Source organism: Mycobacterium sp. 852002-51163_SCH5372311 (genome assembly GCF_001667115.1).
In the GTDB taxonomy this organism is placed as follows: Bacteria; Actinomycetota; Actinomycetes; order Mycobacteriales; family Mycobacteriaceae; genus Mycobacterium.
The window spans coordinates 31,701-56,535 of the sequence record NZ_LZIJ01000011.1 but is presented as its reverse complement, the minus strand read 5'-3'; the positions used below and the strand labels follow the sequence as shown (position 1 = coordinate 56,535).

The following is a 24,835-nucleotide window of genomic DNA, read 5'->3' as shown; positions in this document are numbered from 1 at the left end:
CCGCACACCCGCCGAAGAACTCGACCGGCTACTGTCAGACCCGTCCACGTTTGTTGCGGCCACCGCTTGAATCCGCCCGGCTCGATCCCGCCCTAGCTTCACACCGAAAGCCGTCAGTTCACACCGAAAGCCGTCAGTTCACACCGGAACCCGTCGTCTGCTCGCCAAAACTAATGCCGCCAGCCCTCGGCGGCCTGTTCGTCGAAAGTGCGGTCGATGCGCTCGAACCTGCGGCGGATCGACGCCCTGGACGCCTCGTGCGGAAGGACGTAGAGCCGGTTGGCAAGTATCGCATCGGCGATCAGACGGGCAACGTCGTCGATGCCGAGGGTGTCGTCTTGCTGGGGGAGTGACCCAAGCGATCCGGTGACGTCGGGCGTCGAAGCCAGCCCATAGTCCGCGCCGCGGATTCGTTCCGAGTTGGCCAGCAAGTTGGTTTCGATGACCATCGGGCACAGCACCGACACCCCGATGCCGTTGTCCCTGACCTCACGGGCCAGCGTTTCCGCGAGCGCGACGACACCGTACTTGGCGACGCCGTACGTCCCGAGTCCGGCGTTGGGCACCAGGCCGGCGAAGGACGCCGTAAACGCGATGTGGCCACCGGTGCCCTGCTCGAGCAACCGGGGCAGGAAGGCTTCGACGGTATGAATCGACCCCCACAGGTCGATGTCGATCACCCACCGCCAGTCCTCGTGCGTCATCTCCGCGATGGGCCCCGCCACGCAAATACCGGCATTGCTGAATACCACATCCACCTGGCCGAGCAGCCGGAATGACTCGTCGGCGAGTGCGGTGACCTCGTCGAGATGACGGACGTCGCACATCACTCCGTGCGCGTCGAACCCGTCGCGACGCAGGTGCGTCACCGCCATTTCCAGCCGGGGCTTGTCGATGTCTGCGAGGACAACCTTGGCTCCGCGGCGGGCGAACTCGGTGGCCGCCGCTAACCCGATGCCGCTCGCGCCACCGGTGATGACCGCTCCACGTCCGTCAAACCCGGCAAGTCCATTCACAGACCGGATGCTACTTAAGGCAGCTACCCGCGTCGACAGGCAGGGTGACGCCGGTGATATACCGGGACTCGTCGGAGGCGAAGAACAACACCGCGTTGCTGATGTCTTGCGCCTCGACCCACGGTATCGGCAGCGTGTGGAACATCTGACAGATCGGGGCCATGTCGTCGGGGCCTGGATTCTCCAGATCCGGCCGGAACAACTTCCAGGTTCCCTCGTTCATGATCATCGGGGTGCTGACGTGCGTCGGGTTGACGGTGTTCACGCGAATCATGTGCTGCCCCAATTCCACTGCGAAGGAGCGCATGATTCCGACCACCCCGTGCTTGGCCGCGACGTAGCTGCCGCAGTGCGGGTAGGCCTTCAGGCCGCCGACCGAGCTCGTCAGAATAATCGAGCCGCCGTTGCCACCCGCGATGATATGCGGCACACCGGCTTTCACCGTTTTCCAGACGCTGGACAGGTTCACGTCGATCATTTCCTGCCAGTCGTATTCGCTGGTCTTGTCCAGGGTGTCGCCGCCGTTGCCGATCCCGGCGTTGGCAACGATGATGTCCAGCCGGCCAAGCTGCTCGACGCCGCTGTCCACTGCGGCTTTGAGTGCGTCGTAGTCACGCACATCGACTTCGGCCGTGACGATCCGGCGGTTGAGACCCTTGACGAGATCGGCGGTCTCGGCCAGATCCTCCGGCGTCGACGCCGGAATGGTGGTGTTTTGCACGATCGGCTTGCAGACGTCGACGGCGATGATATCGGCGCCTTCCTCCGCCAGCCGCACCGCGTGGCTGCGGCCCTGACCGCGCGCCGCTCCGGTGATGAAGGCAACTTTTCCGTCAACGCGCCCTGTCATGTCTTACCTCTTTTCCTAACAAGCTCAGCCGAGAACGGCCGGCATGGTCTCCCAGCCCCGCACGGTCGACGTCGGGGACAGCCTGCACTCGCCAAGGTCGACGTCCCATTCGGGAAAGCGCTTCAAGATCTCCTCGAGCGCGATCCGGCCCTCCAGGCGTGCCAGCGCGGAGCCCAGACAGTAGTGGGTGCCGACACTGAAGGTCAGATGCTGGCGGGGCTCGCGCCGGATATCGAAAACGTCTCCGTCCGGGGGAAATTGGCGGTGGTCGCGGTTGGCGGCGCCGATGAGCATCATCATCACGCTGCCTTCGGGCACCCGTCGGCCGTAGTACTCGACATCGCGGGTGACGTAACGCGCCACGTGTGGGGCCGGCGGCTCGAAGCGCAGTAACTCCTCGATGGCCGCGGGAATCAACGACGAATCCTCGACGAGCGCTCGCCGCTGGTCGGGATGCTCGGCCAGCACCTTGCCGGTCCAGCCGATCAGCCGGGTCGTCGTCTCGTTGCCCGCCCCGGACACCACGCTGACGTAGGTAAGCAGCTCATCGCGGGTGAGTCTGCGAACGGTCCCGGTCTCGTCCACGAACTCCGCGTTGAGCAGTTCGGTCATGATGTCGTCGGAGGGATGCTCGGCGCGCCAGTCGATGTACTGGCCGAAGAACTCGGGATTGACCATGCTTTCGGCGGTGGTCGCCATCGGCTTACCGGCCTCGGTTCGCATCTGCGCATTCGCGAAATCGCGTGCGGCTTCTTGGTCTTCCTCCGGAACGCCCAGCAGCATGCCGATCACCCGCATCGGCATCTGCGCGCCCAGGTCGGCCACGAAGTCGAACCGGTCCGTACCGATCAGCGGATCCAAACTGCGAGCGCAGAATTCGCGGATCTTGGGCTCCAGCTCGTTGATCTTGCGCGGCGTGAACATCCGCGACAACAACTTGCGGTGAATGTCGTGGATCGGCGGATCCTCGAAAATTACTGTCCCGGGCGGGATGTCGATATTCGCCTTGATGATCTCCAGGATCGCGCCCCGAGCCGAGCTGAAGGTCTGGTAGTCGACGATGCCGCGGTCGACGTCGGCGAAGCGGCTCAGTGCGTAGAAGTCGTGTTGTTCGTTGTAGTACAGCGGCGATTCTTCACGCAGTCGCCGGAACATGGGGTACGGATCGGCGTTCAGCTCCACGTCATACGGGTCGAAGTAGACGTCGCTGGCCGCGCTGACTGTCACGGATTATCGCCTCTCGCCGGAACTTGCCGCGCGCGGCGCCCCAGAGCGCGCATCGTGTCGCTTGTGAACTCTGACATCACCCACCAACAAGTGTCAACGACGAATCCGTTTTGGCTACTTCTTGTTCTGAATATTAGAGAATCTGATTCTCGCAAGGCAAACCGCGTGCGGTATTTGCTCACCAGTGCCTATCAGCTACGAGCGAATCCCCGTGAGCAGAAGTCCCACACCTCGTCGGCAGTGATGGGGTGGACGGTCGCGTCGTCGGTGCCGCCGCTGTACTGCGCGATCAACATGACCGTCTGCATAGTTATGGCGGCAACCCGCTTGGGGTTGATCCCGGCGCGCAACTCGCCGGCCTCGGCGGCCGCTTCCATGAGCTCGGTCAGCAACGCTATCAACGGGGCATTGGCGACCTTGACCTCGGCGGGATGCGTGACCAGCAACCGCGGTGCAAAGTCGGTGAACAGTGGCCGCTTGGCCGTTGGATCGGGGCGCGACGCCTCATACAAGAGCTCGACGGCGACCTTGAGGCGCTCGATTGGGTCGGAGTGGCTTTCCGTGGCCGCGCGGATCTGGTCGGCTGAGCGACTCAACGCGTCTTCGAACAGCGCAAGCAGCAGCTCATGCTTGCCGTCAAACTGCAGATAGAAACTGCGCAGCGACTGCCTGGACCGGTCCACGACCTCCTGGACGGTAAAGTCCGTGCTGCCCTTTTCGATGATGATGGCTTGCGCTGCGTCCAAGAATCGCTGAACGCGTTGCGCGGCACGAAGTTTGGCGGTCTTGATGGACCGCTCGACCGCGCGCTGCTTCCAGGCAGGCTCCTCGCCTGGATTGGTCACCGACGGCTCGGGTGATTGCCGCGAGGGGAGAACATGATTGGACTGTACCGGAGAACGCCGTGACATCGGTGCGCTCGACCCCCTCACGGACGACGTGTCGGAGATTGTAACTTTCTCACGACGAGAATACTATTCTCTCACACGTGCGTATGGAAGCGTAAACCGAAAGAACCGACCGCGTTGTGGGTGGAAACCTTCATCCGCTAAGGGTCGCCAACCGCAGGAAGCTCCGGAGAGTGCTGTGCAGCTGACTTTTGACGCGGAGGTCGAGGAGGTTCGAGCCGAGTTCGTGGCGTTCCTCGACACGCAGCTGCCCCGCCTCGCCGAAACCGGCGCCGCGTTCGAACGGTCGCGGTCGAGTTCACACATCCCGGAGTGGGCGCGGCAATGGCAACGGCTGCTATTCGACAACGGCTGGCTGCTACCGGGCAATCCGCCGGAGTTCGGCGGTCGCAACGCCACGCTGTTACAGCGCTACGTGCACGCCCAGGAGTTGTCGCGACGACGGATCTATCCGAGTTTCAACCCGCAAGGCATCGGCATCATCGCGGCGTCTCTGTTGTCGTTTGGAACGGAGGAACAAAAGCAGCGATGGGCGGTGCCGATTCTGCGCGCAGAGATCACCGCGTCGCTGGGCATGAGCGAACCCGGGGCGGGCTCGGATCTGGCGTCGCTGAAAACACGTGCGGTACTTGACGGCGACCATTTCGTGGTCAACGGCCAGAAGGTCTGGACGTCGGGTGCCCATGACGCCGATGTGTTGTTGACGTTCGTGCGCACCGATCCGAATGCGCCGAAACACAAGGGAATCAGCGTGTTGTTGATCCCTACCGATACCCCAGGTGTAGTGTGCCGTCCATTCGCGTCCGTGTGCGATATTGACGAAGTCGACTTCAATGAGGTGTTTTTCACCGACGTACGGGTGCCGGCCGGCAACTTGGTGGGTGAGCTGGACGGGGGCTGGCGAGTGGCAACCGGCTCGCTGGGTCACGAACGCGCAATGCTGTGGATGGATTACGTCAACCTGTTGCATGCGATGGCACTCGATTTCGAGCCGTCGGGCACGCTGCAACGCGATCACTACGCCACCCTGGTGATGGATGCCCAGGCGCTGCAGTTGCTCGGCTCGGCGGCGATAGCGAAGGCGGCTCGCGGCGAAGAGGATGTACCGGCGCAGTCAGTGCTCAAACTGCTTGGCTCGGAAGCCCTGCAGCGCGCAACCGAGGACGCGTTGAACGCCACCGGATCCGATGGTCTTCTGCTGCATGGGATTACCGCGCCCTTTGCCCCGCTCGACCTCGACAGTCACTATCGCAGCCGGTTCGACAGGTACGTGCGTACCTTCGCCGCCACCATTGCCGGCGGCACCTCGGAAATTCAGCGGAACATCATCGCCGAGCGGATACTGGGCCTCCCGCGCAATTAGCCAGTGCGGCTGCACATCTCATAATCAGGATCAGCAGCGCCGGTAAGTGTCGAAATCCTTGCAGTGGTGCTCGACGGGCTGAGCATGTAGCCAGAGGTAGCAGACCACGGCTACCAATGCGACCACGATCGACACCACACCTAACGCGATGCCGATCGTCGCTGCCCGCGAGCCCGGCGCCGCGCTGCGGTTGGCCCGCGACCGCCCCATCCAGCCGGTCACGATCGCCGCGACACCGAACAACATCCCGATCAGTACCCAGGACGTGATCAGCGCGACCACACCGAGGATTACCGAGACCACAGCCAATTTGTCTTGAGGTGGGCCGGGCTGACTCATGGGCACCGATTCTAGGCGACTTCGAGGCGGCCCCCCTTCACGAGGCTATAGCTGAGCAAGCCGCGGCGCGGACCCCTTGGCCCGCAGTATTGTTCCGGCCTCCCGGGTCAATTCGCGTGTGCTGCCCAGCAATCCGTCCAGGACCAACGACCGCTTGACATGACGGTGCAGGTGGTGTTCGGCAGTGAAACCTATTCCGCCGAGCACTTGTTGGCAATGACGTGCGGCGGTCAGCGCAGCCTGGCCGGCCGCGGCTTTGGCCAGCAAGCAGGCCAAAGCGTGTGAACCGTCGTGGTCTTCCGGTATGTCACCGGCGGCTAGCAGGGTCGCCGCTGCGCCGTCGATCGCCACCAGCGTCTCGGCCAGCCGGTGCCGGATCGCCTGGAAGGAACTGATATGCCGGCCGAACTGGACGCGGTCCACGGCATGCTGGCGCGCCAGGTTCAGCATCGCCCTGCAGGTGCCGACCAACCACCAGCCAAGTGCCAGGCGCCCGGCGGCCAGTGCTGTCGTCGATGCTGAATCGCTTTGGGCTACACGATGAATCGGCAGCTCATCGTCCAGCGCTGAACTGGCGCCGTCGGTGCGGTCCCAGACTACCCAGGAACCGCCGGCGTACGGCAGTGGCACAGTGCCGCCGGGCTCCCGCCCGATCGCATGCAGTACTACGTCATTCAGCACCGCCGCGTGTGCACCAGTTTCGCCGAGCAGCCGAAACACCAGAGGTATTGCAATATACGGGATTTCGTCGAGCATATCGAACCAGCCGAGGTCGGCCAAAGCCGCGTCAAGCTTTGCGCCCGAGGCGGCGGTCATCGCGTTCTGCAGCGAATCGGTCAGCAGCTGCAATGACTCGGGATCCGTCGACGGTTCCACCATCAATCCTTCCCGAGGTCAAGCAGCCGGCGGGCGATGATATTGCGCTGGATCTCGGCGGTACCGCCGTAGATGGTCGCGGCCCGCGAGTAGAGGTATTCCGGCCGCCACGGGGTGTCGTCGAGTTCCAGGACCCCGGGCATCAAGTCGCGCACGGTGTCGTAGAGCCGTTGCTCGGCGCCGGCCAGCAGCACCTTGTCAACGGAGGTATCCGGCCCCAGCCGGGCTCCGTCGCGCAGCCGGTGCTGGGTCACACGGGACCGGCAGCGCAGCGTATGCAGAGCGAGATACGCTGCGCCCAAGGCGGACTCGTCCGCTGCCGGCGAGGTCTCCGCTATCAGCGCGTCGAACCGCGAATACAGGTAGGCGATGCGCTGCCAGAAGCAGGTGGAGCGCTCGTAGGGGAGGAGATCCATCGCCAGCCGCCAGCCGTCTCCAGGCCGGCCCAGCATACGGCTGGACGGGATTACCACGTCGTCGTAGTACACCTCGCAGAATTCGTCGACCCCATGCATGGTGCGCAACGGCCGAATGGTGATGCCCGGCGTGTCCAGATCGACGAAGAACGCGGTGATCCCGTCATGACCCGGCGCGGTGCGGGTGAGCAGGACGCACCGGGTGGAGAACTGCGCAAAGCTGGTCCAGACCTTCTGCCCGTTGACAATCCAGTTGTCCCCTTGCTGGACGGCGCGGGTGGACAGCGACGCCAAGTCGCTGCCGGATCCCGGCTCCGAAAAGCCTTGACACCATTGTTCCTCGCCGCTGAGCAGACGCGGCACCATGTCGGCCGCGAGTTCGGCAGGCGCGTAATCGATCATGGTGGGGGCGAGCACCTCGACCATCGAGTAGGGGCCGGGCTCGGCGAGGCGGCGGCCGACGACCTCTTCGCCGACGATCGCCCGCAGCAGCGCCGGCCCACCCAGTCCTCCGACTTCGACCGGCCAGCCGTAGCGCATCCAATCGGCGTCGTACAACGCGCGGTGGACTCGAGCCAGTTGCCGCATCTGGCCTTGCAGCGAGTGGTCGGGGCCGGGCGTCAGGTCGTGGGCATCGAGCCAAGCGCGCAGATCCGCCCGGAATTGCCCGACATTCACGGGGCGGGACGCCCGACCGCATGCGGGCGTCCGGAGTCGTGCACACCGCTACGGCGGATGAAGGTCATGGCCCGCGTTCTCAGCCGCCATCCCTCAGGCGTGCGGGCGTAGGTGTCACGGTAGTAGCCGATCCGCATGTCGTGAGTGGCATGTTCGATGAAGCACAACGGCTGTGTGCCGCTTGCCGTGTCGCCGTCGACATCCACCAATGCGGTCCCGGTGAGAAACAGGCCCTTCGGTGCGGCTTCGACCAACTCCGGGAATCTGTCCAAGCGGTAGGTGTCGCCGAAAGCGCTGTAGGTTCCGTCCGGCGTGAAAACGCCGATCAGCCCGTCGATGTCTCCCTGGGTGATGGTGACCGCGTACCGGGCGAGCAGCTGCTGGATCTCGACGAGGTCGTCAGTCCTGCTTGGCATATACCTTGCCGCCTTTCATGACGAAGCTGACGTTGCGGGTAACGGTGATGTCCTCCAACGGGTTTCCCGGTACCGCGATGATATCGGCGAGCTGGCCGGCGGCCAGCCGCCCGCGGTCGTCTGCGTTGATGAGCTCGGCGGCGGTCACGGTGGCCGCCCGCAGCACCGCCAGCGACGGCAGGCCCCAATCGACAAGGGTGACAAGCTCGTCGGCGTTCTTGCCGTGCGGTATCGCCGGCGCATCGGTGCCGACCGCGATCTTCACTCCGGCTTCGTGCGCGGCCAGTATCGAGGTCCGCGACTTGGGGAACATTTCGGCGGCCTTGGCCTGCAGCTCGGGCGGCGCGTGCGAGACGTCCATCCCCTCGGCCAGGCGCCGCGTGCTCACCAGGAACGTGCCGTGCTCGACCATCATCTCGATCGCCTCGTCGTCGATCAGGAAGCCGTGCTCGATGCAGTCGATCCCGGCTTCGACGGCATGCTTCACCGCCTCAGCGCCGTGCGTGTGTGCGGCCACCCGCAGTCCGCGCCGGTGCGCTTCGTCGACGATCGCCCGCAGCTCTTCGTCCGAATAGTGCTGCGCGCCAGGAGGACCCGTCAACGACATCACGCCGCCCGAGCAACAGACCTTGATCAGTTCGGCGCCGTGCTTGATCTGGTAACGCACCGCCTTGCGGATTTCGTCGATTCCGTTGGCGATGCCTTCCTCGACCGTCAGGTCCAGCACGTGCGGTGCGAACGCTGCGAACATGGTCGGATCCAGATGCCCACCGGTGGGCGTAATCGCATGCCCCGCAGGCACAATCCGGGGCCCGTCGATCCAGCCGGCGTCGATGGCCTTGCCCAGCGCGACATCCAGTAGGTAGCCGCCGGTCTTCACGAACAGGCCCAGGTTGCGCACCGTGGTGAACCCGGCGCGCAGGGTACGGCGGGCATTGCCGACGGCGCGCAGCACCCGGGTCGGCGGGTCGTCCTGCACCTGGGACAGGCCGGGCTTTTCGCCTCGTCCACCCATCAGCAGGTTGACCTCCATGTCCATCAACCCGGGTAACAGGATGTGGTCGCCCAGATCGAGCAGGTCGCCCTCGGGATCGCCACCGACACCGGCGATCCGGTCGCCATCGATCCGCAGGATGCCGGGCCGGACGATCTCGCCGGCATCGATGTCAAGTAGCCCTGCCGCCTTGAGCGTGAGCACCGTTCAGACCACCGGCTCCCGGATCAGCTCCACCCAGGCAGCACCGCTGTCGGGGACGCGCGGCTGCTTCCACGCCTCGATCGGAAACGACACCATGACCAACGATTGCATGATGTGCATGAGAGTCTTAGCGTCCTCGGGTAGGTCGTCCAGCGGGAACTTGTCGCAGTAGGCGATGGCGTCCTCGAGACGGGGGAACGCGGCGTCGTAGAACGTCTGCATCTCGGCCATCGTGGATGCGAGCCGCTTGGCGTACCGCTCCGGTTCGGTGGCCAGGTCCCACTCCAAAAACGGTTCCAGGTCGGCGAATTCAGCGGGCAGCGCCATTGTTGGCCAACTCCTTTTTCCAGCCGGTCACATAGTCGCCGGTCACCTTGTGCAAGTGACGGAGCAGGATCTCCTGGTCGCACAGCGGGAAGTCCCTGACCACCTTGGTGCCGATCATGGTCTGGGTCGCTTCCAGGGTATTGGCATCCTGAAGCGCGTACTCCTTGAACGTCACCGCGGCCAATTCCTGGGCCAAGCGTTCCCGCGCATTCCTGGGCGGGACGAAATACAGTGTGCACTCGAAGATGTGCTTGTCGACCGCGGTCGGCCAGTAATGGTAGGTCAGGTACCAGCCCGGCTCCCAGATCAGCAGCATGAAGTTCGGGTAGAAGTGCCATGAGTCGATGCCCCACTGCGGGACCTTCTTCGGGTTGACACCTGGAGGGAGCTGATCGAGCTTCTCGATGACTTCTGGCTTGTCCCAAGGGCCGAACAGTCCGCTGCGCAGCACGCGGTCCATCGGCTTGACCATGGACAGGTCCGCGGGCGGTGCCTGACCTCCCCAGGTGGAGATCATCCCGTGCGGACTGGCCAGCTCGTAGTACAGCGCTTCGAAGCCGTATTTGATGATCTTGGCGGCTTCTTCCTTGGTGTACTGGCCCTGGTGCAACACCGGCGCGTGGTAGAACTCGGCGAACGCGTCGATGAACAGTTTCCAGTTGCTGCCCACCTCCGCTCGGTAGGAGTAGGCCTCCGTCATCTCGTGGAACGGGTAGCCCTCGATGCCTTTGGCCAGCGGCCCGAGGTAGTCGGCGAGCGGTTTTGCGTGCTGGTCCAAGTTGATGAAAATGAACCCTTCCCACAGCTCACAACGCACCGGCACCAACCCGTACTGGCTCTTGTCGACGTCGAAGAACTCGTCCTCCTGCTGGATGAAGGTCAAGTCACCGTCGAGGCTGTACCGCCAGGCGTGGTACTTGCAGGTGAACTGCCGGCAGGTGCCGGACGTCTCCTCATGTGGAAAGTCGTTCCACACCAGCTTGTTTCCGCGATGGCGGCAGACGTTGTGGAATGCCTTGACCGACCCGTCCTTGGTTTTGACGACGATCACCGACATGCCCCGCCCGGCCGACGGCAACTCCTTGGTGAAATAGCTGCCGGTGCGCGGCAGCCGCTCCACCCGGCCGACGTTGAGCCACGTCCGCTTGAAGATCGCGTCGCGCTCGGCTTCAAAGAATGCCGGATCGATGGAGTCGGTGTAATCGACTGGTGCGGTTCCCAATTCGGGATAATTTTCTGTCCAGCTTCCGGCAGCTGGCTTCGGGAAGTGGGCCAACGTACTTACCTTTCTGTTTGGTCTAGTGGGTCCCGTTCGACCTCGACGCCAAAGGTGTTGAAAGCCATGGCCAGCGTGGTGTAGCAGCCGACGGTGAAGACGTAGTCCATGCGCTGGCGGTCGTCCAGACGCTCACCGAGCGTGGCCCAGGTCTCGTCGGACAAACGGGACTTCTCCTGGAGCTCGTCGACGCCGGCGAGCACGGCGCGCTCGAATTCGTCTGATGCCTCGTTCTGGCGGACCGCGGCGATCTCGTCGTCGGTAAGTCCTTCTCGTTTGGCGATAGCTGCGTGATGAGTCCACTCGTAGCCGCAGTCGCTACGATGCGCCACTCGCAGGATCGCAAGTTCGCGAACGCGTGGCGGCAGGGTGGAACTGAAGAGGTGAACATTGAACCGGAGAAACGCTTTGGTTAGCGCGGGATGGTGAGCAAGCGTCGACAACGCGTTCCCGGCGCCCCGTGGGTTGCGGCGCTCGGGGGGCAGCATGACGGCCAACGACTGCTGGACAGCCTCGTCCCACCGGTCGGCAGGCAGCGGCGGCAAGCGCATCGGGCGGCGTTCCTCTCAATGAAAGAGAATCATATTCTCATTTGTAACCAACAGACTTGCACGATTCGGCCTCTCGGTCAATCCTGACGCCTATGAATCTGCCGCTGCCTGACGCTGTGGGCTGAACCGCTCGGGGTCGGCGTGCGCCAGGCGGTGCCGACACGACGACGTAGCTGAGCTTGACCTGCTCAGAACCGTCTTTTCGGGTGCTGGATTCAATCCTCGGTACTGCGGGATTCGCCCCGCGGTGTGGGGCGCGGAACCGCGGCGCCAGCCGTCTGCGGGTACGTTGGATGTTGATTCTCACTTCGCGAGAAGATAGTTTTCAAACACTAGAGAGCTTGGAGGCAGGTGGCGGCTTGCCTGCGACCGACCGGGCCCGCTCGGTGGCCGCTGAGATCTGTCGCTCGAAAGTTTCAGGGAAGGGTACGAAGCCGTGAACAAAGAAGACATGATCCTGATCAGCGTCGACGACCACACCGTCGAGCCGCCGAACATGTTCCAGAACCACCTGTCGAAGAAGTATCTCGATGACGCGCCGAGGCTGGTACACAACCCTGACGGCTCGGACATGTGGAAGTTCCGCGACACCGTCATCCCGAATGTCGCGCTCAACGCGGTGGCCGGGCGGCCCAAGGAGGAGTACGGGATCGAGCCCACGGGGCTCGACGAGATTCGGCCGGGCTGCTACAACGTCGACGAGCGGGTCAAGGACATGAACGCCGGGGGCATCCTCGCCTCGATCTGCTTCCCGTCCTTCCCCGGTTTCGCAGCGCGGCTGTTCGCCACCGATGATCCCGACTTTTCGGTCGCATTGGTACAGGCCTACAACGACTGGCACATCGAAGAATGGTGTGGGGCGTACCCGGCTCGGTTCATTCCGATGGCGATACCGGTGATCTGGGACGCCGAGGCGTGTGCCGCCGAGGTGCGCCGCGTCGCGAAGAAGGGCGTGCACGCGCTGACCTTCACCGAGAACCCGGCCGCGATGGGCTACCCCAGCTTCCACAACGAGTACTGGAACCCGCTGTGGAAAGCGTTGTGCGACACCAACACCGTGATGAACATTCACATCGGCTCCTCGGGCCGGCTGGCGATCACCGCGCCCGACGCGCCCATGGACGTGATGATCACGCTGCAGCCGATGAACATCGTGCAGGCTGCCGCGGATCTGCTCTGGTCGCGTCCGATCAAGGAGTATCCCGACCTCAAGATCGCGCTGTCGGAGGGCGGCACGGGCTGGATTCCGTACTTCCTCGAGCGCGCCGACCGCACCTACGAGATGCACTCGACCTGGACACACCAGAACTTCGGCGACAAGCTGCCGTCGGACGTGTTCCGCGACCACTTCCTGACCTGCTTCATCAGCGACAAGGTGGGCGTCGCGCTGCGCAACATGATCGGCATCGACAACATCTGCTGGGAGGCCGACTACCCGCACAGCGACTCGATGTGGCCGGGTGCGCCGGAGGAGCTGTGGGACGTGCTGTCGGTCAACAACGTTCCGGATGACGAGATCAAAAAGATGACCTACCAGAACGCCATGAGCTGGTACTCGTTCGACCCGTTCACCCACATCACCCCGGAGCAGGCGACTGTCGGGGCGCTGCGTAAAGCAGCCGAGGGTCACGACGTGTCGGTCCGGGCACTCAGCCACCACAAAGACGCCAGGTCGGGATCGTCGTTCGCGGAGTTTGCAGCAAGCGCGAAAGAGCTGTCCGGCAACCAGGACTGAGCGCCGACGTCCGGTGAGCAGACGCAGAATCGCATTGTTCGGGCGGTAAACGTGCGATTCTGCGTCTGCTCGCGCTGAAGGGGCTCGCGCTGAAGAGGGGTGCTTGACATGGAATTCGAGCTGACCGAGGACCAGGAACTGATTCGCCGGTCGGTCGCCGAGTTGGCCCGGAAGTTCGACGACCACTACTGGATGGAAAAAGACCAGGCCCACGAGTTTCCGACCGAGTTCTACCGGGCCATCGCCGACGGCGGCTGGTTGGGCATGACGATCCCGACCGAATACGGCGGCCACGGCCTCGGCATCACCGAAGCCACGCTGCTGCTCGAGGAGGTCGCCAAGTCCGGCGGCGGTATGAACGCCGCCAGTTCGATCCACCTGTCGATCTTCGGTATGCAGCCGGTGGTGGTGCACGGGTCGGAGGAACTCAAACGCCGCACCCTGCCGCCCGTCGCGACCGGCGATGTACATGTCTGCTTCGGGGTGACCGAACCTGGTGCGGGGCTTGATACTTCGCGGATAACGACTTTTGCCAAACGCGACGGAGACCGCTACGTCATCAACGGCCGCAAGGTGTGGATCTCCAAAGCGATGGAGTCCGACAAGATCCTGCTGCTGACGCGAACCCAGTCATATGACGAGGTCTCGAAGAAGACCGACGGCATGACGCTGTTCCTCACCGATCTCGACCGCAGCCGGGTCGACGTGCGCCCGATCCGCAAGATGGGCCGCAATGCCGTCAGCTCCAACGAATTGTTCATCGACAACCTGGAAGTGCCCGTCGAAGACCGAATTGGCGAAGAGGGCAAGGGGTTTCAATACATCCTGGACGGCCTGAACCCGGAGCGGATGCTGATCGCCGCCGAGGCGCTCGGCATCGGCCGGGTAGCGCTGGAGAAGGCCGTGCGATACGCCAACGAACGGCACGTGTTCGACCGGCCGATCGGCATGAACCAGGGCATCCAATTCCCGTTGGCCGATTCACTGGCTCGGCTGGACGCCGCCGAGCTGATGCTGCGCAAGGCGACCTGGCTCTACGACAACGGCAAACCCTGTGGGCGCGAAGCCAATACCGCCAAGTACCTGTGTGCCGATGCCGGTTTCACCGCCGCCGACCGGGCGTTGCAGACCCACGGCGGCATGGGTTATTCGGAGGAGTACCACGTCGCGCGGTACTTCCGGGAGGCGCGGCTGATGAAGATCGCGCCGATCAGCCAGGAGATGATCCTGAACTTCCTCGGGTCGCATGTGCTGAAATTGCCCAGAAGTTATTGATGTTTTAGTCGTCGAACGTGCACCGACGGCGAGTTTTCTGCGATTTTTTCGCCGTGAGAACACGTTCGGCGGAGCGGTATAGCGATCGGAGCGGACATGCGCGAGACAGTCATCGTCGAAGCCGTGCGCACGGCGGTAGGGAAGCGCAACGGCGGATTGTCCGGTATGCATGCCGCCGACCTGTCCGCGGTCGTCCTCAACGAACTGCTGGAACGCGCGGGAGTTGGTCCGGAGCTGGTCGACGACGTGATCTGGGGCTGCGTATCGCAGGTCGGTGACCAATCCAGCAACATCGGCCGCTACGCGGTCCTGGCGGCAGGCTGGCCCGAGACCATTCCCGGAACCACAGTGAACCGGGCCTGCGGCTCCAGCCAGCAGGCCCTCGACTTCGCCGTGCAGGCGGTGATGTCGGGTCAGCAAGACGTGGTGGTGGCCGGAGGAGTCGAGGTCATGAGCCGTGTCCCGCTCGGTGCGGCCAGAGCAACCGGGATGCCGTATGGCCCGAAAGTCCTTGCCCGCTATGATGACTTCTCGTTCAATCAAGGCCTGTCGGCGGAGATGATCGCCAAAAAGTGGGGCTTCTCCCGCAGCCGGCTTGACGAGTACTCCGCACAGTCCCACGAGCGGGCCGCGGCGGCGCAGGACGCCGGAGCCTTCACCAATCAGATCGTCCCGGTGTTTCCCGGCGACGCCGCGGTCGTCGTCGATGACGAGGGTGTGCGGCGCGGGACCACGGTCGAAAAGCTGGCCGGGCTCAAGCCCGCGTTCGTCGAAGACGGGGTGATCCACGCGGGCAATTCCTCGCAAATCTCCGACGGCGCGGCCGCGCTCTTGGTGACCACGTCCGAGATGGCGCTCGGACTGGGATTGACGCCCATCGTGCGTTACCGCGCGGGCGCAGTCACCGGCGCCGATCCGGTGCTCATGCTCACCGGCCCGATCCCGGCTACCGAAAAGCTGCTCAAGAAGGCGGGCGTCACGCTCGCGGAGGTCGGTGTTTTCGAGGTGAACGAAGCCTTCGCGCCGGTGCCCCTGGCCTGGCTGGCCGAAACCGGCGCCGATCCGGAGCGGATGAACCCGCTGGGGGGCGCGATCGCTCTCGGTCACCCGTTGGGTGCTTCCGGCGCCGTGCTGATGACACGCATGGTGCATCACATGCGCGACAACGGAATTCGCTACGGCCTGCAGACCATGTGCGAGGGCGGCGGCACCGCCAATGCCACCTTGGTTGAGCTCGTGAACTAACCACGCGTCGAACCTGACCCTTGCCAGCTCGGCAAAACCTACCTACTGTGTGTTCAGTTGGTTGGTTTTCGACCGAGGGAGTCCGTTGCCCCGTCCGTACGACACATTGCTCGCCAAGGGTGAGGACCGAAAGCAGCGCATCCTCGACGTCGCTCAGCGGCTCCTGACGCGCAACGGCTGGCGCAACACCACCCTGGCGCAGATCGCCGGGGAAGCCGGGGTGAGCCCCGCTGGGCTGCTGCACCACTTCGAATCCAAGGAACAGCTGCTGCATGCGGTGCTGGACGCGCGCGACCGCGACGACGACGCCCACGCGGACCGTAAAGGCGATCTGATCGCCGAGATCGCTCAGGTCGCCGATCGGTTCGACCGGGCGCCCGAGCTCGTGGGCACCTTCACGGTGCTCCTGGTGGAGAACATCCTTCCGGAAGCCCCGCTACATGATCGCCTGCTGGCCAGGCAGCGGGACGCGCTCGGCATCGTTGCCGACGGTATCCGCCGTGGTCAGGCCGCCGGCCGATATCGCACCGACATAGACCCTGCAGTCAAGGCAGTCGAAATTCTCGCCTTCATCAACGGAATGGAAACCACATGGTTGCTCGATCCATCGATACCGCTGGCCGAGGTGTTCAAGGAGTACGCCGAGGCGCTGGCCCGGGACTTCGCGCCAGCGAGGAAGACGTTGCGCCGAACATGAGGTACCGGCTCGACGTCGTCGCCTCCAGCGTCGTGGACGTCGTGAGGTTCGCCGGGGGCTGGCTTTTCGATCGCGCGGTGGCCGGATGGGATGTCACCGTGCTGATCGCCGATCACCCGGACGATCGGCCTCTGCAGATCCTCGGAGCCCGCACGCTCGACCTTGAAGATGCGCTGGCGTCGGCCGCAACCCGTCCTCGTCCGCAGTCCCTGGCGGCGGCCGCGGACCTCGTCGGATGCGATTCCCGGGTGCGCCAAGGCGTGCTGCTGGCGCTCGACCACGGCGTCACCGAGGTCACGCTGTGGGGGGAGACCTGGCCCGCCGAGCTCGCTGACAACGTCGGCCTGGTGCAACATCGCCTCAGCAGGGCCGCCCACACCTTCAAGGCACAGGCGCTGGCGGCCGCAGCCGCGCCGGAAATCTCGGTCGACGACGCCGAGATCTTCCGCAGCGGGCTGATGGCGTTCCCGTCGGTCGCCGCCGATCTGGTTCCTGCCAGCTGAAACCCCGGGCTCTCGTTGACGGCGGACTGGGCCGTGTGGAAATCTAATACTCATCTCTGAGAGGATGATTCTCTCTAGACGAGATTCGAACGGAGCAAGCGATGGTGAACGATTTCACCGAGATGGATTTCTTCCGCGACAAACAGCTCGTCAAGAATCCGTATCCGTATTACGAGGCGCTGCGGCAGCAATGCCCCGTCACGCGGGAGAGCCACCACAACGTCACCATGGTCACCGGTTGGGACGAGGCGTGCGCGGTGCTCAACGACGCTGAGACGTGGTCCTCGTGCATCTCAGTGACCGGACCGTTCCCCGGCTTTCCGGTCCCGCTCGAAGGTCTCACTGACATCACCGAGCTGATCGAGAAACATCGGGACGAGCTGCCCTTCAGCGACCAGCTACCGACCCTCGACCCGCCGACCCACACCAACCACCGTTCCCTGCTGATGCGGCTGATCACCCCGAAGCGCCTCAAGGAGAATGAGGACGCCATGTGGGCGCTTGCCGACCAAGCACTCGACGAATTTTTGGCGCCCGGCCACGGCGAATGGATCAAGGGCTTCGCCGGCCCGTTCACGCTGCTGGTGATCGCCGACCTACTTGGCGTGCCCATGGAAGATCGCGACAAGTTTGTCAAAGGCATCCGCGAGCATTCGGGCGGCGGGATCGGCGGCACCGGCAAGGAATCGCTGGCCCACAGTCCGCTGGCATTCCTCTACGGTCTTTTCTCCGACTACGTTCGGGACCGCCGGCGTGAACCCCGCGACGATGTGCTGACCGGGCTGGCCACCGCGACCTACCCGGACGGCTCCATTCCCGAGGTCGAAGACGTGGCACGGGTGGCGAGCAACGTGTTCTCGGCCGGCCAGGAAACCACCGTGCGGCTGCTGGGTGCGGCCTTGCAGACCATCGGAGAGCGACCCGACATTCAGGCGCAGCTGCGCAAGGACCGCAGCCTGATCCCGAACTTCATCGAAGAGGCGTTGCGCATCGAGAGCCCGGTCAAGGGTGACTTCCGCCTGAACCGGGTGCCCGTCACCGTCGGTGGGGTCGACCTTCCCGCAGGCACCACGGTGATGATTGTGCAGGCGGCCGCCAACCGTGATCCGCGCCGGTTCGACGACCCCACCACCTTCGACCTGGCCCGCAAGAACGCCCGGCAGCACATCTCGTTCGGGCGAGGCATCCACAGCTGCCCGGGTGCTCCGCTGGCAAGGGCCGAGACCCGGGTAGCGATCGAGCGGCTGCTGGACCGGACCTCTGACATCCGGATCAACGAGCGTGTCCACGGACCGGCGAATGACCGTCGCTACCAATATGTTCCGACCTACATCCTGCGTGGCCTGACCGAGCTGCATCTGGAGTTCACGCCGGCATGAAGGTCTGGGTCGACGATCAGTGCTGTCGCGGTCACGGCATGTGCCTGACGCTGTGTCCCGAGGTGTTCAGCCTGACCGACGACGGCTACTCGGTGGCGATAACCTCTGATGTCCCAGCGGAATTGGAGGCGGCCACCCGTGAGGCCATCGAATGCTGCCCCGAGCAGGCAATCCAGGAACGTTGACGCGTTCACTGCCGCCCATGGCGAGCGCACTCCCGCCCATGGCGAGCGTGCGTGTTTGTACGTGACACGCCGATCAGCGGCGTACAACTATGCACGCTCGCGGTACTGCGTAGACCGCTCACACTTCGCTGGTTTGGCTCTGCGGATCGATGAGGATCTTGGCGTGGGTTTCGGGGTTTCCGAGTGCTCCGAACGCCGCGTCAACCCCCGCCAGTCCTACGCTTCCGGTCACCAGTGCGGTGGCGTCGAGCTTGCCCTCGGCAAGTTGGAACAGGGTGTCGCGGAACTCCAACGGCGTGTAACCGAACACGAAGCGTAAGTCGATCTCCTTACCGATCGCCACCGTGGGCCTGAAGTGGTCTGTGCCCATGCATACGCCGGCCACCACGACACGCGAATTGAACGGCGCCGCAACGAGAATCGAGTCGATCATCCCCGGTGTGCCCACGCATTCGAAGATCACAGGTCGTTTTGGTGCTGCCGCGCCGAGCTTGTCCGCGACGCGGTAGACGTGATTCCAGCCGGGCAATTTGCGTAGCTTCTCCATCGCGCTGATGCCAAGTTCGGACAGATCGGTCACCGAGGTGACCACGCCCTTACGCGCGCACGCGGCTTCGTACGGCGAGCCCTCGGCGGGGTCGACCACGACGCTGGCGCCGCAACGTTGGGCCAGCGCACGTCGTCCCGGTGAGAAGTCGCTGGCGACAATCGTTTCCACACCTTTGGCCTTGAGGTGGCAGATGACGGCAAGGCCGACCGGACCGCACCCGACCACGACAGCCACGTCGCGCCTGCCGATATCGCTGCGCTGCACGGCGTGCAACGCGACTGCCATCGGCTCGGTCAATGCGGCGATGTTGGGATCCAGACCGTTGGGCACGACGAAGCTCATCGCGGCCTCGGCGAGCACCTGTTCGGCGTAGGCCCCGGGGGCCAGCGGAGAGAGCCCCGTGAGGTGGACACCTTGCTGGGCGCGCAGCAACGGGAAAGACACCACGGTGGCGCCCGCTTTGAATTGCTTGGCCACGCCGCGTCCCCGCTCGGCAATCTGACCGCAGAACTCGTGGCCGAACACGACCGGCGTGTCGCTGGTGAGGGAATGTTCGTAGCCCACGGCGTTCATCGCGTCGGCCAACTCGTCGCCATGGTCCTTGGCGTGCAGGTCGGAACCGCAGATACCGCACCGAAGCACGTCGAGTACCAGTTGTCCGGAGGCCGGTTGCGGCGAAGGCAGGTCGACGACCGACAACTTACCGTGTAGACAGCTCACCGCTTTCATCTGTGCTTCCTCTCTTGACTGATTAACGTGCCCAGCATCCACATCATCCACGCTTGGAAATGTTCTCGTATTACGGCACCACAATTTCGTCCTCAGAGCCGAGATCACCGAGCATGGCCGTCGTCATCGGATGCCCGACCCCGGGGGCAACGGCGATGTTGATGCATGCGGCAATCCTGAGGCAAACGCCCTGCCAGAGGGCTCGGGTGGAGGTCGGCGCATCGCGCGTCCCGCCCACCACTCGAGTTTCTGGACAGGGACGAAAGCGTTACTGCGCGTTGAGTGTGAACTGATGGCTTTCACTGTGAACTGACGGCTTTCGCTGTGAACCAACGGCTTTCAGTGTGAATGTAGGGCGGGAATCGACGCGGATTTCCGCCCAGGCTGCACACCGAAAGCCCAGGATTCGCGCCCAAAGCCGAGGATTCACACTGAAGCCCAAGACATTACGACTGTCGCCCTGGGCACATTGACACGAGTACTTTCGTCCGGCCACCACGGACAAATCGCTTGGCGCGCAACAGTTGTCGCTCTGAGGCGAACAAAATGCCACGCTTTGGCGCGCTGTGAATGGTGAGAACTAAGGTGAATGCTGGGCTCAGTCCGCCGTAATGCCAAGCACTCGTGGCCCTACTACTCCCTAATCGAGATGGCCTGCCGGGGACACTGACGCACCGCATCGCGGATCAGCGCTTCGTTCTCCGGCGTGACCTCTGGCTGCAGGACGTGCAGCATGTCGTCGTCGTCCAGATGGAAAACCTCCGGAATGATGCCCATGCATACCCCGTTGCTCTCGCACAGACCGAAATCGACTTCGACTCTCATCGCAGGACTTTCACCGGTACGTTCTGCCAGCCGGCGACGTTCTGCATGTGCACGCGTTTGCAGCCGTCCCAATCCACTTCGTAGCGAGGCATGAAGTCGAGCAGCTTTTCCAGTGCGATCGCGGTCTCCATGCGCGCGAGCGCTGCGCCGAGGCAGCTGTGAATCCCGTAGCCGAATCCCATGTTCTGGGCTTCGGACCGGTCGCGGTCGATGTCGAATTTGTCGGGATCAGTCCAGGCCGCGGGGTCGCGGTTGGCCGCGCCGTTAATCAAGAACACCGGCTTGCCGGCCGGGATTGTGACGCCGTGCAGGTGGACGTCTTTCATTGAGCGACGGACCTGATACTGCGACGGCGCCTCGTAGCGCAACAGCTCTTCGACAGCGGCCGGAATCTTGGTGCGATCGTCGAGCAGCTTTTGCCACTCGCCGGGGAAGCGGGCGAACACCACGGGTGCATTACCGACCAGCTTGGTGACGGTCTCGGCGCCCGCGCCGCCCAATAACGTTGCGAAACCAGTGATTTCGAGATCGTCGAGCTTGGTCTTCTGCCCGTCTTCGCGCTCGATCTCGGCCTCGATCAGCTTGGTGAACAGGTCGTCGCGCGGATCCTCGCGGCGCTGCTTCACCAGGTCGTAGTACAACATCGCGGTATTGACGTTGGCCTGCATGCCCACTTCGTCGACTTCGACCTGGCCGGGCTTGCGCGTCAGCGACACGTCGATCCAGTGACGTATTTGCTGCGCATGCTCTTCCGGCACCCCGAGCATCGTTGTGATCACCTCGACGGGGAACGGACCGGAGAGGTCGCGCACCACGTCGAAGGAGTCGGGATCGGCCGCGCTGAGATATTTGTCGATCTTCTCGATGACCATCTGGCGCTGCGATTGGATGGCGCGCGGCGTGAAGACCTTGTTCAGCAAGCTGCGCATGTGGCGGTGGTCGGGAGGGTCCATGAAGATGATGGACTGCGGCGGTTTTTGCCCGGACCGCACCATCGACAGATCGATGCCGTACGACGACGAGTACGTCTCGAAGTCCTTGAGGCCCGCGGCCACATCCTCGTGGCGGGTCAGCGCGTAGAAGTCGTACTCCTCGTTGTAGTAGACCGGCGCTTCTTCTTGCATCCGCCGGTAGGTATCCCAGGCGCCGTTGAAAAACTCCTCGGAGAACGGATCGAAGACGACTTTCGATTTGGTCATTGCACACTCCTTGCGGACGGGTTGCCGGCCATTACAGCGGAATGCCTGACTGTAACGGTAACGGTAGTGCTTTCGTGGCGGAACGCAAAGGGCGCATACGACGCGCCATCGGCTCGCCCTGGCTGCCCAGCCCGATGAAACCGACCCGCATCATCCCGCCTCTTCGTTCACCGAGGGCGCTGCGGCCACGCATTGGTCCACGAACGCGAAGACCCGGCGGTGATAGTCGGCGGCACTGTGACCGAGGCTGATGTTGTGTCCCGCCTTGGGCTGCCTATTAACGGTGAACCGCGGCGATCCGGAGAACAGCGCGGTGATTTCGGTTAACGCTGAATCGTCTGTCTGCCATACCTTTTCATGCTCGGCAATGCTAAATTCCACCGGCACGCGCACGGCGGGGGCAAGCGCCGGAAAGGTTTGCCGGGCCCAGTCGGAGACCATCTGGTCCTCATACGCAGGGGCGCTCGGCGAGATGGTGGCCCCATTGAGGACCTCGGGTGGATACAGCCGCTCGGGATGCCACAGCAGGTCGTACAGGCCCGCCGGCTTGCGTTCTCTTGTTGCCGTCTTCAAGATTTCGCGGGCCGCGGGATGATAGTGCCGGCCGGTGCCGGCCAATTCGATGCCGAGCAGATCGGCGCCGCGTTCGTCGGCGGCCATCCGCATCGTCAGTTCGCATCCGCCGGAATGGCCCATGACGAACACTCCGGCGCCGCGTGGTCGCTGTCCGAGGATGCGATCCACCGCGCCGTACGCGAGGTTGACCCGCTGCTCCGGAGCGGCCATCGCATCCGGATAGGCCGCGGAGCTGCCATAACCGGGCCGGTCCAGGGCTATTACCGTGAAGCCGGCGGCAGCGCCGGTCCGCAGCAACGAAAGCGATGGATGGCCGGGGCAATCGAAATAGATTGCGGTAGTACCGCCGCCGTGGATGGCGACGATCACGGCCTTCGGGTCGGGGGCTTCGGCGACCATCGCCGACATCGGCACGCCGTCGACGATCACGACCCTCGGGCGGACGCTCATGCGTCCGCCCGCAGCAGAAGCACCCCGCTGGGAGTGAGCCCGCCGCTGCTGACCACGCCAACCCGGGCGTCGGCAACCTGACGTTCGCCCGCCTCGCCGCGCAATTGGCTGACCGCCTCGTGCAGCAGGCCCATGCCGTGGGTCCGGCCGTGCGACAGTTGGCCGCCATGAGTGTTGAGTGGCAGCACGCCGTCGCGGGCGATGTTCTTTCCGCCGTCCAGGAATTCGCGGGCCTCGCCGATACCGCAGAAGCCCAGCGCCTCGATCCACGACAGGCAGTTCATGGTGAACCCGTCGTAGAGTTCGGCGACGTCGACATCGGCCGGCCGTAGCGAGGTCCTTGTCCAGACGTGCGCGGCCTGGCCCAGCACCTGCGGCTCATGGGTCAAAGTGCTTTGGTCCCAATCGATCCGCTCGATGATCTGTGTCCCGACCGCCTCCACCAGGACGGGCGGCTTGGCCAGGTCGCGGGCGGCGTCGACGGCGGAGACGACGACAGCGATGGCTCCGTCGCACGGCACATCGCAGTCGTAGAGACCGAAGGGCGTGGTGATGGGACGGGCGTTCAGATAGTCGTCCATGGTCATCGGCGACCGGTAGACGGCGGTCGGGTTGAGTTCGGCGTTGGCGCGCTGGTTCAACGCGATCCAGCCCAGCGTCTCCTTGGTGGTGCCGTACCGATGGAAGTGCCGCTGCGCGTTGAGGGCGAGCGTGTGTGCCGCCGACGTGGCGCCGAACGGCCACTGCCAACTGTCGGTGCGGCCCATCGAGGGGATGATCTTGCCCTGCTTCATCAGCTCGTTGAAGGTGGCTTCCCATAACGTGCGGAAGCACAGCACGTGACGGGCGAGGCCGCCGGCGACCGCGAGCATCGCGGCGATCACCGAGCCGCCCGGGCCGAACGTCTCGATGCCGCCGTTGTGCCACGTCGGCCGAATGCCAAGGGCGGCTTCCAGTGAGGTCACCCCGCCCTCGCCGAACCCACCGAGATTGCCGCCGCCGGGATAGGTCGACAGGCCGTCGATGTCAGCGATCGTCAGCCCGGCGTCGGCGATGGCCGCCTCGCAGGCGTCGATAGTCAGCGACAGCGGCGGCACCATCAGCCGGCGACCGATTTGTGACATGCCGATCCCGGTGAGGGCGACCTTGTCCTCGAACTTCTCCGTGGTCAGCATGGGCCGGACGTACTCGCCGAAGCGCTCCGGCGCAATCTCGTCGTCAGGCAGGGCCGACGGCTCGGTAGCTGCGGCGGGCTTGAACAGCGGCAGCCACACATCCTCGATCTGCTCGAAGACGACTTCGACCTGCTGACCGAGCTCGAGCTGGTCGGGGTCGCAATCGACGATGTTGGTGGTCAGCCGGACCCGGGGATCCTCAGCGATCGCCACCTGCGCAATGACGTAGGGCGCCGGCATCCCGGGCACGCTGAATCGGTGGTTCACGGTGAAGCCGGCCAGGGTCGCCTTTCCGGAGACGTCCCGCACGCCGATGTCGCGTGACCGGCAGTAGCGGCATACCGGCGCGGGCGGATGGATCAGCGCTTGGCACGCCTGGCATTCCTGAAATCGCAGCGTGCCGTCGGCGCCCGCCTTCCAGAAGAACTCGTTTTGGCCGGTCAGTAGGGGCAGCGGGCGTCCCGGTGCTGCTGACACGTCACCTCCGGAAGCGGACTGTGGTGGTAGGAGCATTATGCAATTCGGAGAATTAGGTTATCACTCGCGAGCAGGTGCTATCCACGCCATATCGCTCGTACGTGAGCGACCGTACGGCGGCCTCAAGCTGTGATTCAGTGCTACACTGGATCACTGTGACGACCAAGAACATCACGCTCTCGATGCCGGAGGAGTTGGTACGACGCGCGAAGGTGCTGGCGGCCCAGCGTGATATGTCGGTGTCGAGTCTGGTTGCCCGATTGCTCGAGCAACTCGTCGGCGATGTGCGCGACTACGACGAGGCATGGGAGCTCGAGCGTCAGAAGATGAGCGCGGGCCTCCTGGAGGTCGGACCGATCACCTGGACCCGCGACGAGATTCACGAACGCTGACC

Annotated in this window: 27 protein-coding genes; 9 read left to right on the top strand and 18 right to left on the bottom strand. The window is 64.0% G+C overall.

What is annotated here, in order from left to right:
• Positions 1–170: 170 nt before the first annotated feature.
• The 4 genes from A5791_RS01090 to A5791_RS01075 form a co-directional block, all read right to left on the bottom strand.
• Positions 171–1,016: an SDR family NAD(P)-dependent oxidoreductase gene (locus tag A5791_RS01090; RefSeq protein ID WP_067229593.1), complete on the bottom strand. Its 846-nt coding sequence runs from the start codon at positions 1,014–1,016 to the stop codon at positions 171–173.
• A gap of 10 nt (positions 1,017–1,026) precedes the next feature.
• Positions 1,027–1,866, bottom strand: a complete 840-nt coding sequence (locus A5791_RS01085) for a mycofactocin-coupled SDR family oxidoreductase (protein WP_067229589.1) — start codon at positions 1,864–1,866, stop codon at positions 1,027–1,029.
• A gap of 24 nt (positions 1,867–1,890) precedes the next feature.
• Positions 1,891–3,093 (bottom strand): cytochrome P450, encoded by a 1,203-nt coding sequence (locus tag A5791_RS01080; RefSeq protein ID WP_067229585.1) that lies wholly within the window; start codon positions 3,091–3,093, stop codon positions 1,891–1,893.
• Between the two features lie 191 nt (positions 3,094–3,284).
• Positions 3,285–3,938 (bottom strand): TetR/AcrR family transcriptional regulator, encoded by a 654-nt coding sequence (locus tag A5791_RS01075; RefSeq protein WP_067229582.1) that lies wholly within the window; start codon positions 3,936–3,938, stop codon positions 3,285–3,287.
• Between the two features lie 241 nt (positions 3,939–4,179).
• On the opposite strand from A5791_RS01075, the gene A5791_RS01070 reads away from it, so the two are divergent.
• A complete protein-coding gene (locus tag A5791_RS01070; protein ID WP_067229580.1) occupies positions 4,180–5,364 on the top strand; it encodes an acyl-CoA dehydrogenase family protein in 1,185 nt (394 codons plus the stop codon).
• Between the two features lie 30 nt (positions 5,365–5,394).
• On the opposite strand, the gene A5791_RS01065 is transcribed toward A5791_RS01070, so the two are convergent.
• From A5791_RS01065 to A5791_RS01030, 8 genes are read right to left on the bottom strand one after another with little or no spacing between them, the layout of a single operon-like run.
• Positions 5,395–5,703, bottom strand: a complete 309-nt coding sequence (locus tag A5791_RS01065; protein ID WP_067229576.1) for a DUF4190 domain-containing protein — start codon at positions 5,701–5,703, stop codon at positions 5,395–5,397.
• 45 nt (positions 5,704–5,748) lie between these two features.
• Positions 5,749–6,579, bottom strand: a complete 831-nt coding sequence (locus A5791_RS01060; RefSeq protein WP_197504571.1) for an acyl-CoA dehydrogenase family protein — start codon at positions 6,577–6,579, stop codon at positions 5,749–5,751.
• Positions 6,580–6,581: 2 nt separating this feature from the next.
• On the bottom strand, positions 6,582–7,673 hold the full coding sequence (locus tag A5791_RS01055) for an acyl-CoA dehydrogenase family protein (protein WP_067229570.1): 1,092 nt from the start codon (positions 7,671–7,673) through the stop codon (positions 6,582–6,584).
• Complete coding sequence (locus A5791_RS01050; protein WP_067229567.1) at positions 7,670–8,089, bottom strand: nuclear transport factor 2 family protein; 420 nt, start codon at positions 8,087–8,089, stop codon at positions 7,670–7,672. The genes A5791_RS01055 and A5791_RS01050 overlap by 4 nt, the downstream gene beginning before the upstream one ends.
• Positions 8,073–9,287, bottom strand: a complete 1,215-nt coding sequence (locus tag A5791_RS01045) for an amidohydrolase family protein (RefSeq protein ID WP_067229564.1) — start codon at positions 9,285–9,287, stop codon at positions 8,073–8,075. Before A5791_RS01045 ends, A5791_RS01050 begins: the two co-directional genes overlap by 17 nt.
• A gap of 3 nt (positions 9,288–9,290) precedes the next feature.
• Positions 9,291–9,614, bottom strand: coding sequence for a hypothetical protein (locus tag A5791_RS01040; RefSeq protein ID WP_067229560.1), 324 nt, complete (start codon positions 9,612–9,614; stop codon positions 9,291–9,293).
• Positions 9,598–10,890 (bottom strand): aromatic ring-hydroxylating dioxygenase subunit alpha, encoded by a 1,293-nt coding sequence (locus tag A5791_RS01035; RefSeq protein WP_067229556.1) that lies wholly within the window; start codon positions 10,888–10,890, stop codon positions 9,598–9,600. Before A5791_RS01035 ends, A5791_RS01040 begins: the two co-directional genes overlap by 17 nt.
• Before the next feature lie 5 nt (positions 10,891–10,895).
• Entirely contained in the window at positions 10,896–11,441 is a 546-nt protein-coding gene (locus A5791_RS01030; RefSeq protein ID WP_067229553.1) for a carboxymuconolactone decarboxylase family protein, read from the bottom strand.
• 436 nt (positions 11,442–11,877) lie between these two features.
• On the opposite strand from A5791_RS01030, the gene A5791_RS01025 reads away from it, so the two are divergent.
• From A5791_RS01025 to A5791_RS00995, 7 genes are all read left to right on the top strand, one after another.
• Positions 11,878–13,176, top strand: a complete 1,299-nt coding sequence (locus tag A5791_RS01025) for an amidohydrolase family protein (protein ID WP_067229549.1) — start codon at positions 11,878–11,880, stop codon at positions 13,174–13,176.
• A gap of 108 nt (positions 13,177–13,284) precedes the next feature.
• Entirely contained in the window at positions 13,285–14,451 is a 1,167-nt protein-coding gene (locus tag A5791_RS01020; protein WP_067229545.1) for an acyl-CoA dehydrogenase family protein, read from the top strand.
• Between the two features lie 96 nt (positions 14,452–14,547).
• Positions 14,548–15,696, top strand: a complete 1,149-nt coding sequence (locus tag A5791_RS01015) for a thiolase family protein (RefSeq protein WP_067229542.1) — start codon at positions 14,548–14,550, stop codon at positions 15,694–15,696.
• An 85-nt stretch (positions 15,697–15,781) separates the two neighbouring features.
• Positions 15,782–16,393, top strand: coding sequence for a TetR/AcrR family transcriptional regulator (locus A5791_RS01010; protein WP_067229613.1), 612 nt, complete (start codon positions 15,782–15,784; stop codon positions 16,391–16,393).
• Positions 16,390–16,896, top strand: coding sequence for a hypothetical protein (locus A5791_RS01005; RefSeq protein ID WP_067229539.1), 507 nt, complete (start codon positions 16,390–16,392; stop codon positions 16,894–16,896). The genes A5791_RS01010 and A5791_RS01005 overlap by 4 nt, the downstream gene beginning before the upstream one ends.
• A 101-nt stretch (positions 16,897–16,997) precedes the next feature.
• Positions 16,998–18,275, top strand: coding sequence for a cytochrome P450 (locus A5791_RS01000; protein ID WP_067229535.1), 1,278 nt, complete (start codon positions 16,998–17,000; stop codon positions 18,273–18,275).
• Positions 18,272–18,460, top strand: coding sequence for a ferredoxin (locus A5791_RS00995; RefSeq protein WP_067229531.1), 189 nt, complete (start codon positions 18,272–18,274; stop codon positions 18,458–18,460). Before A5791_RS01000 ends, A5791_RS00995 begins: the two co-directional genes overlap by 4 nt.
• 118 nt (positions 18,461–18,578) lie before the next feature.
• Here A5791_RS00995 and A5791_RS00990 read toward each other — a convergent pair whose 3' ends face one another.
• From A5791_RS00990 to A5791_RS00970, 6 genes are all read right to left on the bottom strand, one after another.
• Complete coding sequence (locus tag A5791_RS00990) at positions 18,579–19,739, bottom strand: zinc-binding dehydrogenase (RefSeq protein ID WP_067229527.1); 1,161 nt, start codon at positions 19,737–19,739, stop codon at positions 18,579–18,581.
• Between the two features lie 70 nt (positions 19,740–19,809).
• Positions 19,810–19,977, bottom strand: coding sequence for a hypothetical protein (locus A5791_RS26295; RefSeq protein ID WP_156660932.1), 168 nt, complete (start codon positions 19,975–19,977; stop codon positions 19,810–19,812).
• Positions 19,978–20,372: 395 nt separating this feature from the next.
• The gene (locus A5791_RS00985; RefSeq protein ID WP_067229525.1) at positions 20,373–20,564 is read right to left on the bottom strand and encodes a ferredoxin; all 192 of its coding nucleotides are present in this window, start codon (positions 20,562–20,564) and stop codon (positions 20,373–20,375) included.
• Positions 20,561–21,763 carry a cytochrome P450 gene (locus tag A5791_RS00980; protein ID WP_067229522.1) on the bottom strand — a complete coding sequence of 401 codons (1,203 nt, stop codon included), beginning with the start codon at positions 21,761–21,763 and terminating at the stop codon, positions 20,561–20,563. Before A5791_RS00980 ends, A5791_RS00985 begins: the two co-directional genes overlap by 4 nt.
• Before the next feature lie 150 nt (positions 21,764–21,913).
• Entirely contained in the window at positions 21,914–22,789 is an 876-nt protein-coding gene (locus A5791_RS00975; RefSeq protein ID WP_067229519.1) for an alpha/beta hydrolase, read from the bottom strand.
• Positions 22,786–24,477 carry an OB-fold domain-containing protein gene (locus A5791_RS00970; RefSeq protein WP_197504570.1) on the bottom strand — a complete coding sequence of 564 codons (1,692 nt, stop codon included), beginning with the start codon at positions 24,475–24,477 and terminating at the stop codon, positions 22,786–22,788. The genes A5791_RS00975 and A5791_RS00970 overlap by 4 nt, the downstream gene beginning before the upstream one ends.
• 119 nt (positions 24,478–24,596) lie before the next feature.
• On the opposite strand from A5791_RS00970, the gene A5791_RS00965 reads away from it, so the two are divergent.
• Positions 24,597–24,833 carry a DUF6364 family protein gene (locus tag A5791_RS00965; protein WP_082966671.1) on the top strand — a complete coding sequence of 79 codons (237 nt, stop codon included), beginning with the start codon at positions 24,597–24,599 and terminating at the stop codon, positions 24,831–24,833.
• Positions 24,834–24,835: the final 2 nt, after the last annotated feature.

What these genes read in the sequence shown, in the direction of transcription:
- A5791_RS01030 (WP_067229553.1), bottom strand. Translation starts at nt 11,441, where the DNA reads ATGCGCTTGCCGCCGCTGCCTGCCGACCGGTGGGACGAGGCTGTCCAG.
- A5791_RS00980 (WP_067229522.1), bottom strand. Translation starts at nt 21,763, where the DNA reads ATGACCAAATCGAAAGTCGTCTTCGATCCGTTCTCCGAGGAGTTTTTC.
- A5791_RS01015 (WP_067229542.1), top strand. Translation starts at nt 14,548, where the DNA reads ATGCGCGAGACAGTCATCGTCGAAGCCGTGCGCACGGCGGTAGGGAAG.
- A5791_RS01005 (WP_067229539.1), top strand. Translation starts at nt 16,390, where the DNA reads ATGAGGTACCGGCTCGACGTCGTCGCCTCCAGCGTCGTGGACGTCGTG.
- A5791_RS01000 (WP_067229535.1), top strand. Translation starts at nt 16,998, where the DNA reads ATGGTGAACGATTTCACCGAGATGGATTTCTTCCGCGACAAACAGCTC.
- A5791_RS00975 (WP_067229519.1), bottom strand. Translation starts at nt 22,789, where the DNA reads ATGAGCGTCCGCCCGAGGGTCGTGATCGTCGACGGCGTGCCGATGTCG.
- A5791_RS00970 (WP_197504570.1), bottom strand. Translation starts at nt 24,477, where the DNA reads ATGCTCCTACCACCACAGTCCGCTTCCGGAGGTGACGTGTCAGCAGCA.
- A5791_RS01040 (WP_067229560.1), bottom strand. Translation starts at nt 9,614, where the DNA reads ATGGCGCTGCCCGCTGAATTCGCCGACCTGGAACCGTTTTTGGAGTGG.
- A5791_RS01085 (WP_067229589.1), bottom strand. Translation starts at nt 1,866, where the DNA reads ATGACAGGGCGCGTTGACGGAAAAGTTGCCTTCATCACCGGAGCGGCG.
- A5791_RS01050 (WP_067229567.1), bottom strand. Translation starts at nt 8,089, where the DNA reads ATGCCAAGCAGGACTGACGACCTCGTCGAGATCCAGCAGCTGCTCGCC.
- A5791_RS01020 (WP_067229545.1), top strand. Translation starts at nt 13,285, where the DNA reads ATGGAATTCGAGCTGACCGAGGACCAGGAACTGATTCGCCGGTCGGTC.
- A5791_RS00985 (WP_067229525.1), bottom strand. Translation starts at nt 20,564, where the DNA reads ATGAGAGTCGAAGTCGATTTCGGTCTGTGCGAGAGCAACGGGGTATGC.
- A5791_RS00995 (WP_067229531.1), top strand. Translation starts at nt 18,272, where the DNA reads ATGAAGGTCTGGGTCGACGATCAGTGCTGTCGCGGTCACGGCATGTGC.
- A5791_RS00990 (WP_067229527.1), bottom strand. Translation starts at nt 19,739, where the DNA reads ATGAAAGCGGTGAGCTGTCTACACGGTAAGTTGTCGGTCGTCGACCTG.
- A5791_RS01065 (WP_067229576.1), bottom strand. Translation starts at nt 5,703, where the DNA reads ATGAGTCAGCCCGGCCCACCTCAAGACAAATTGGCTGTGGTCTCGGTA.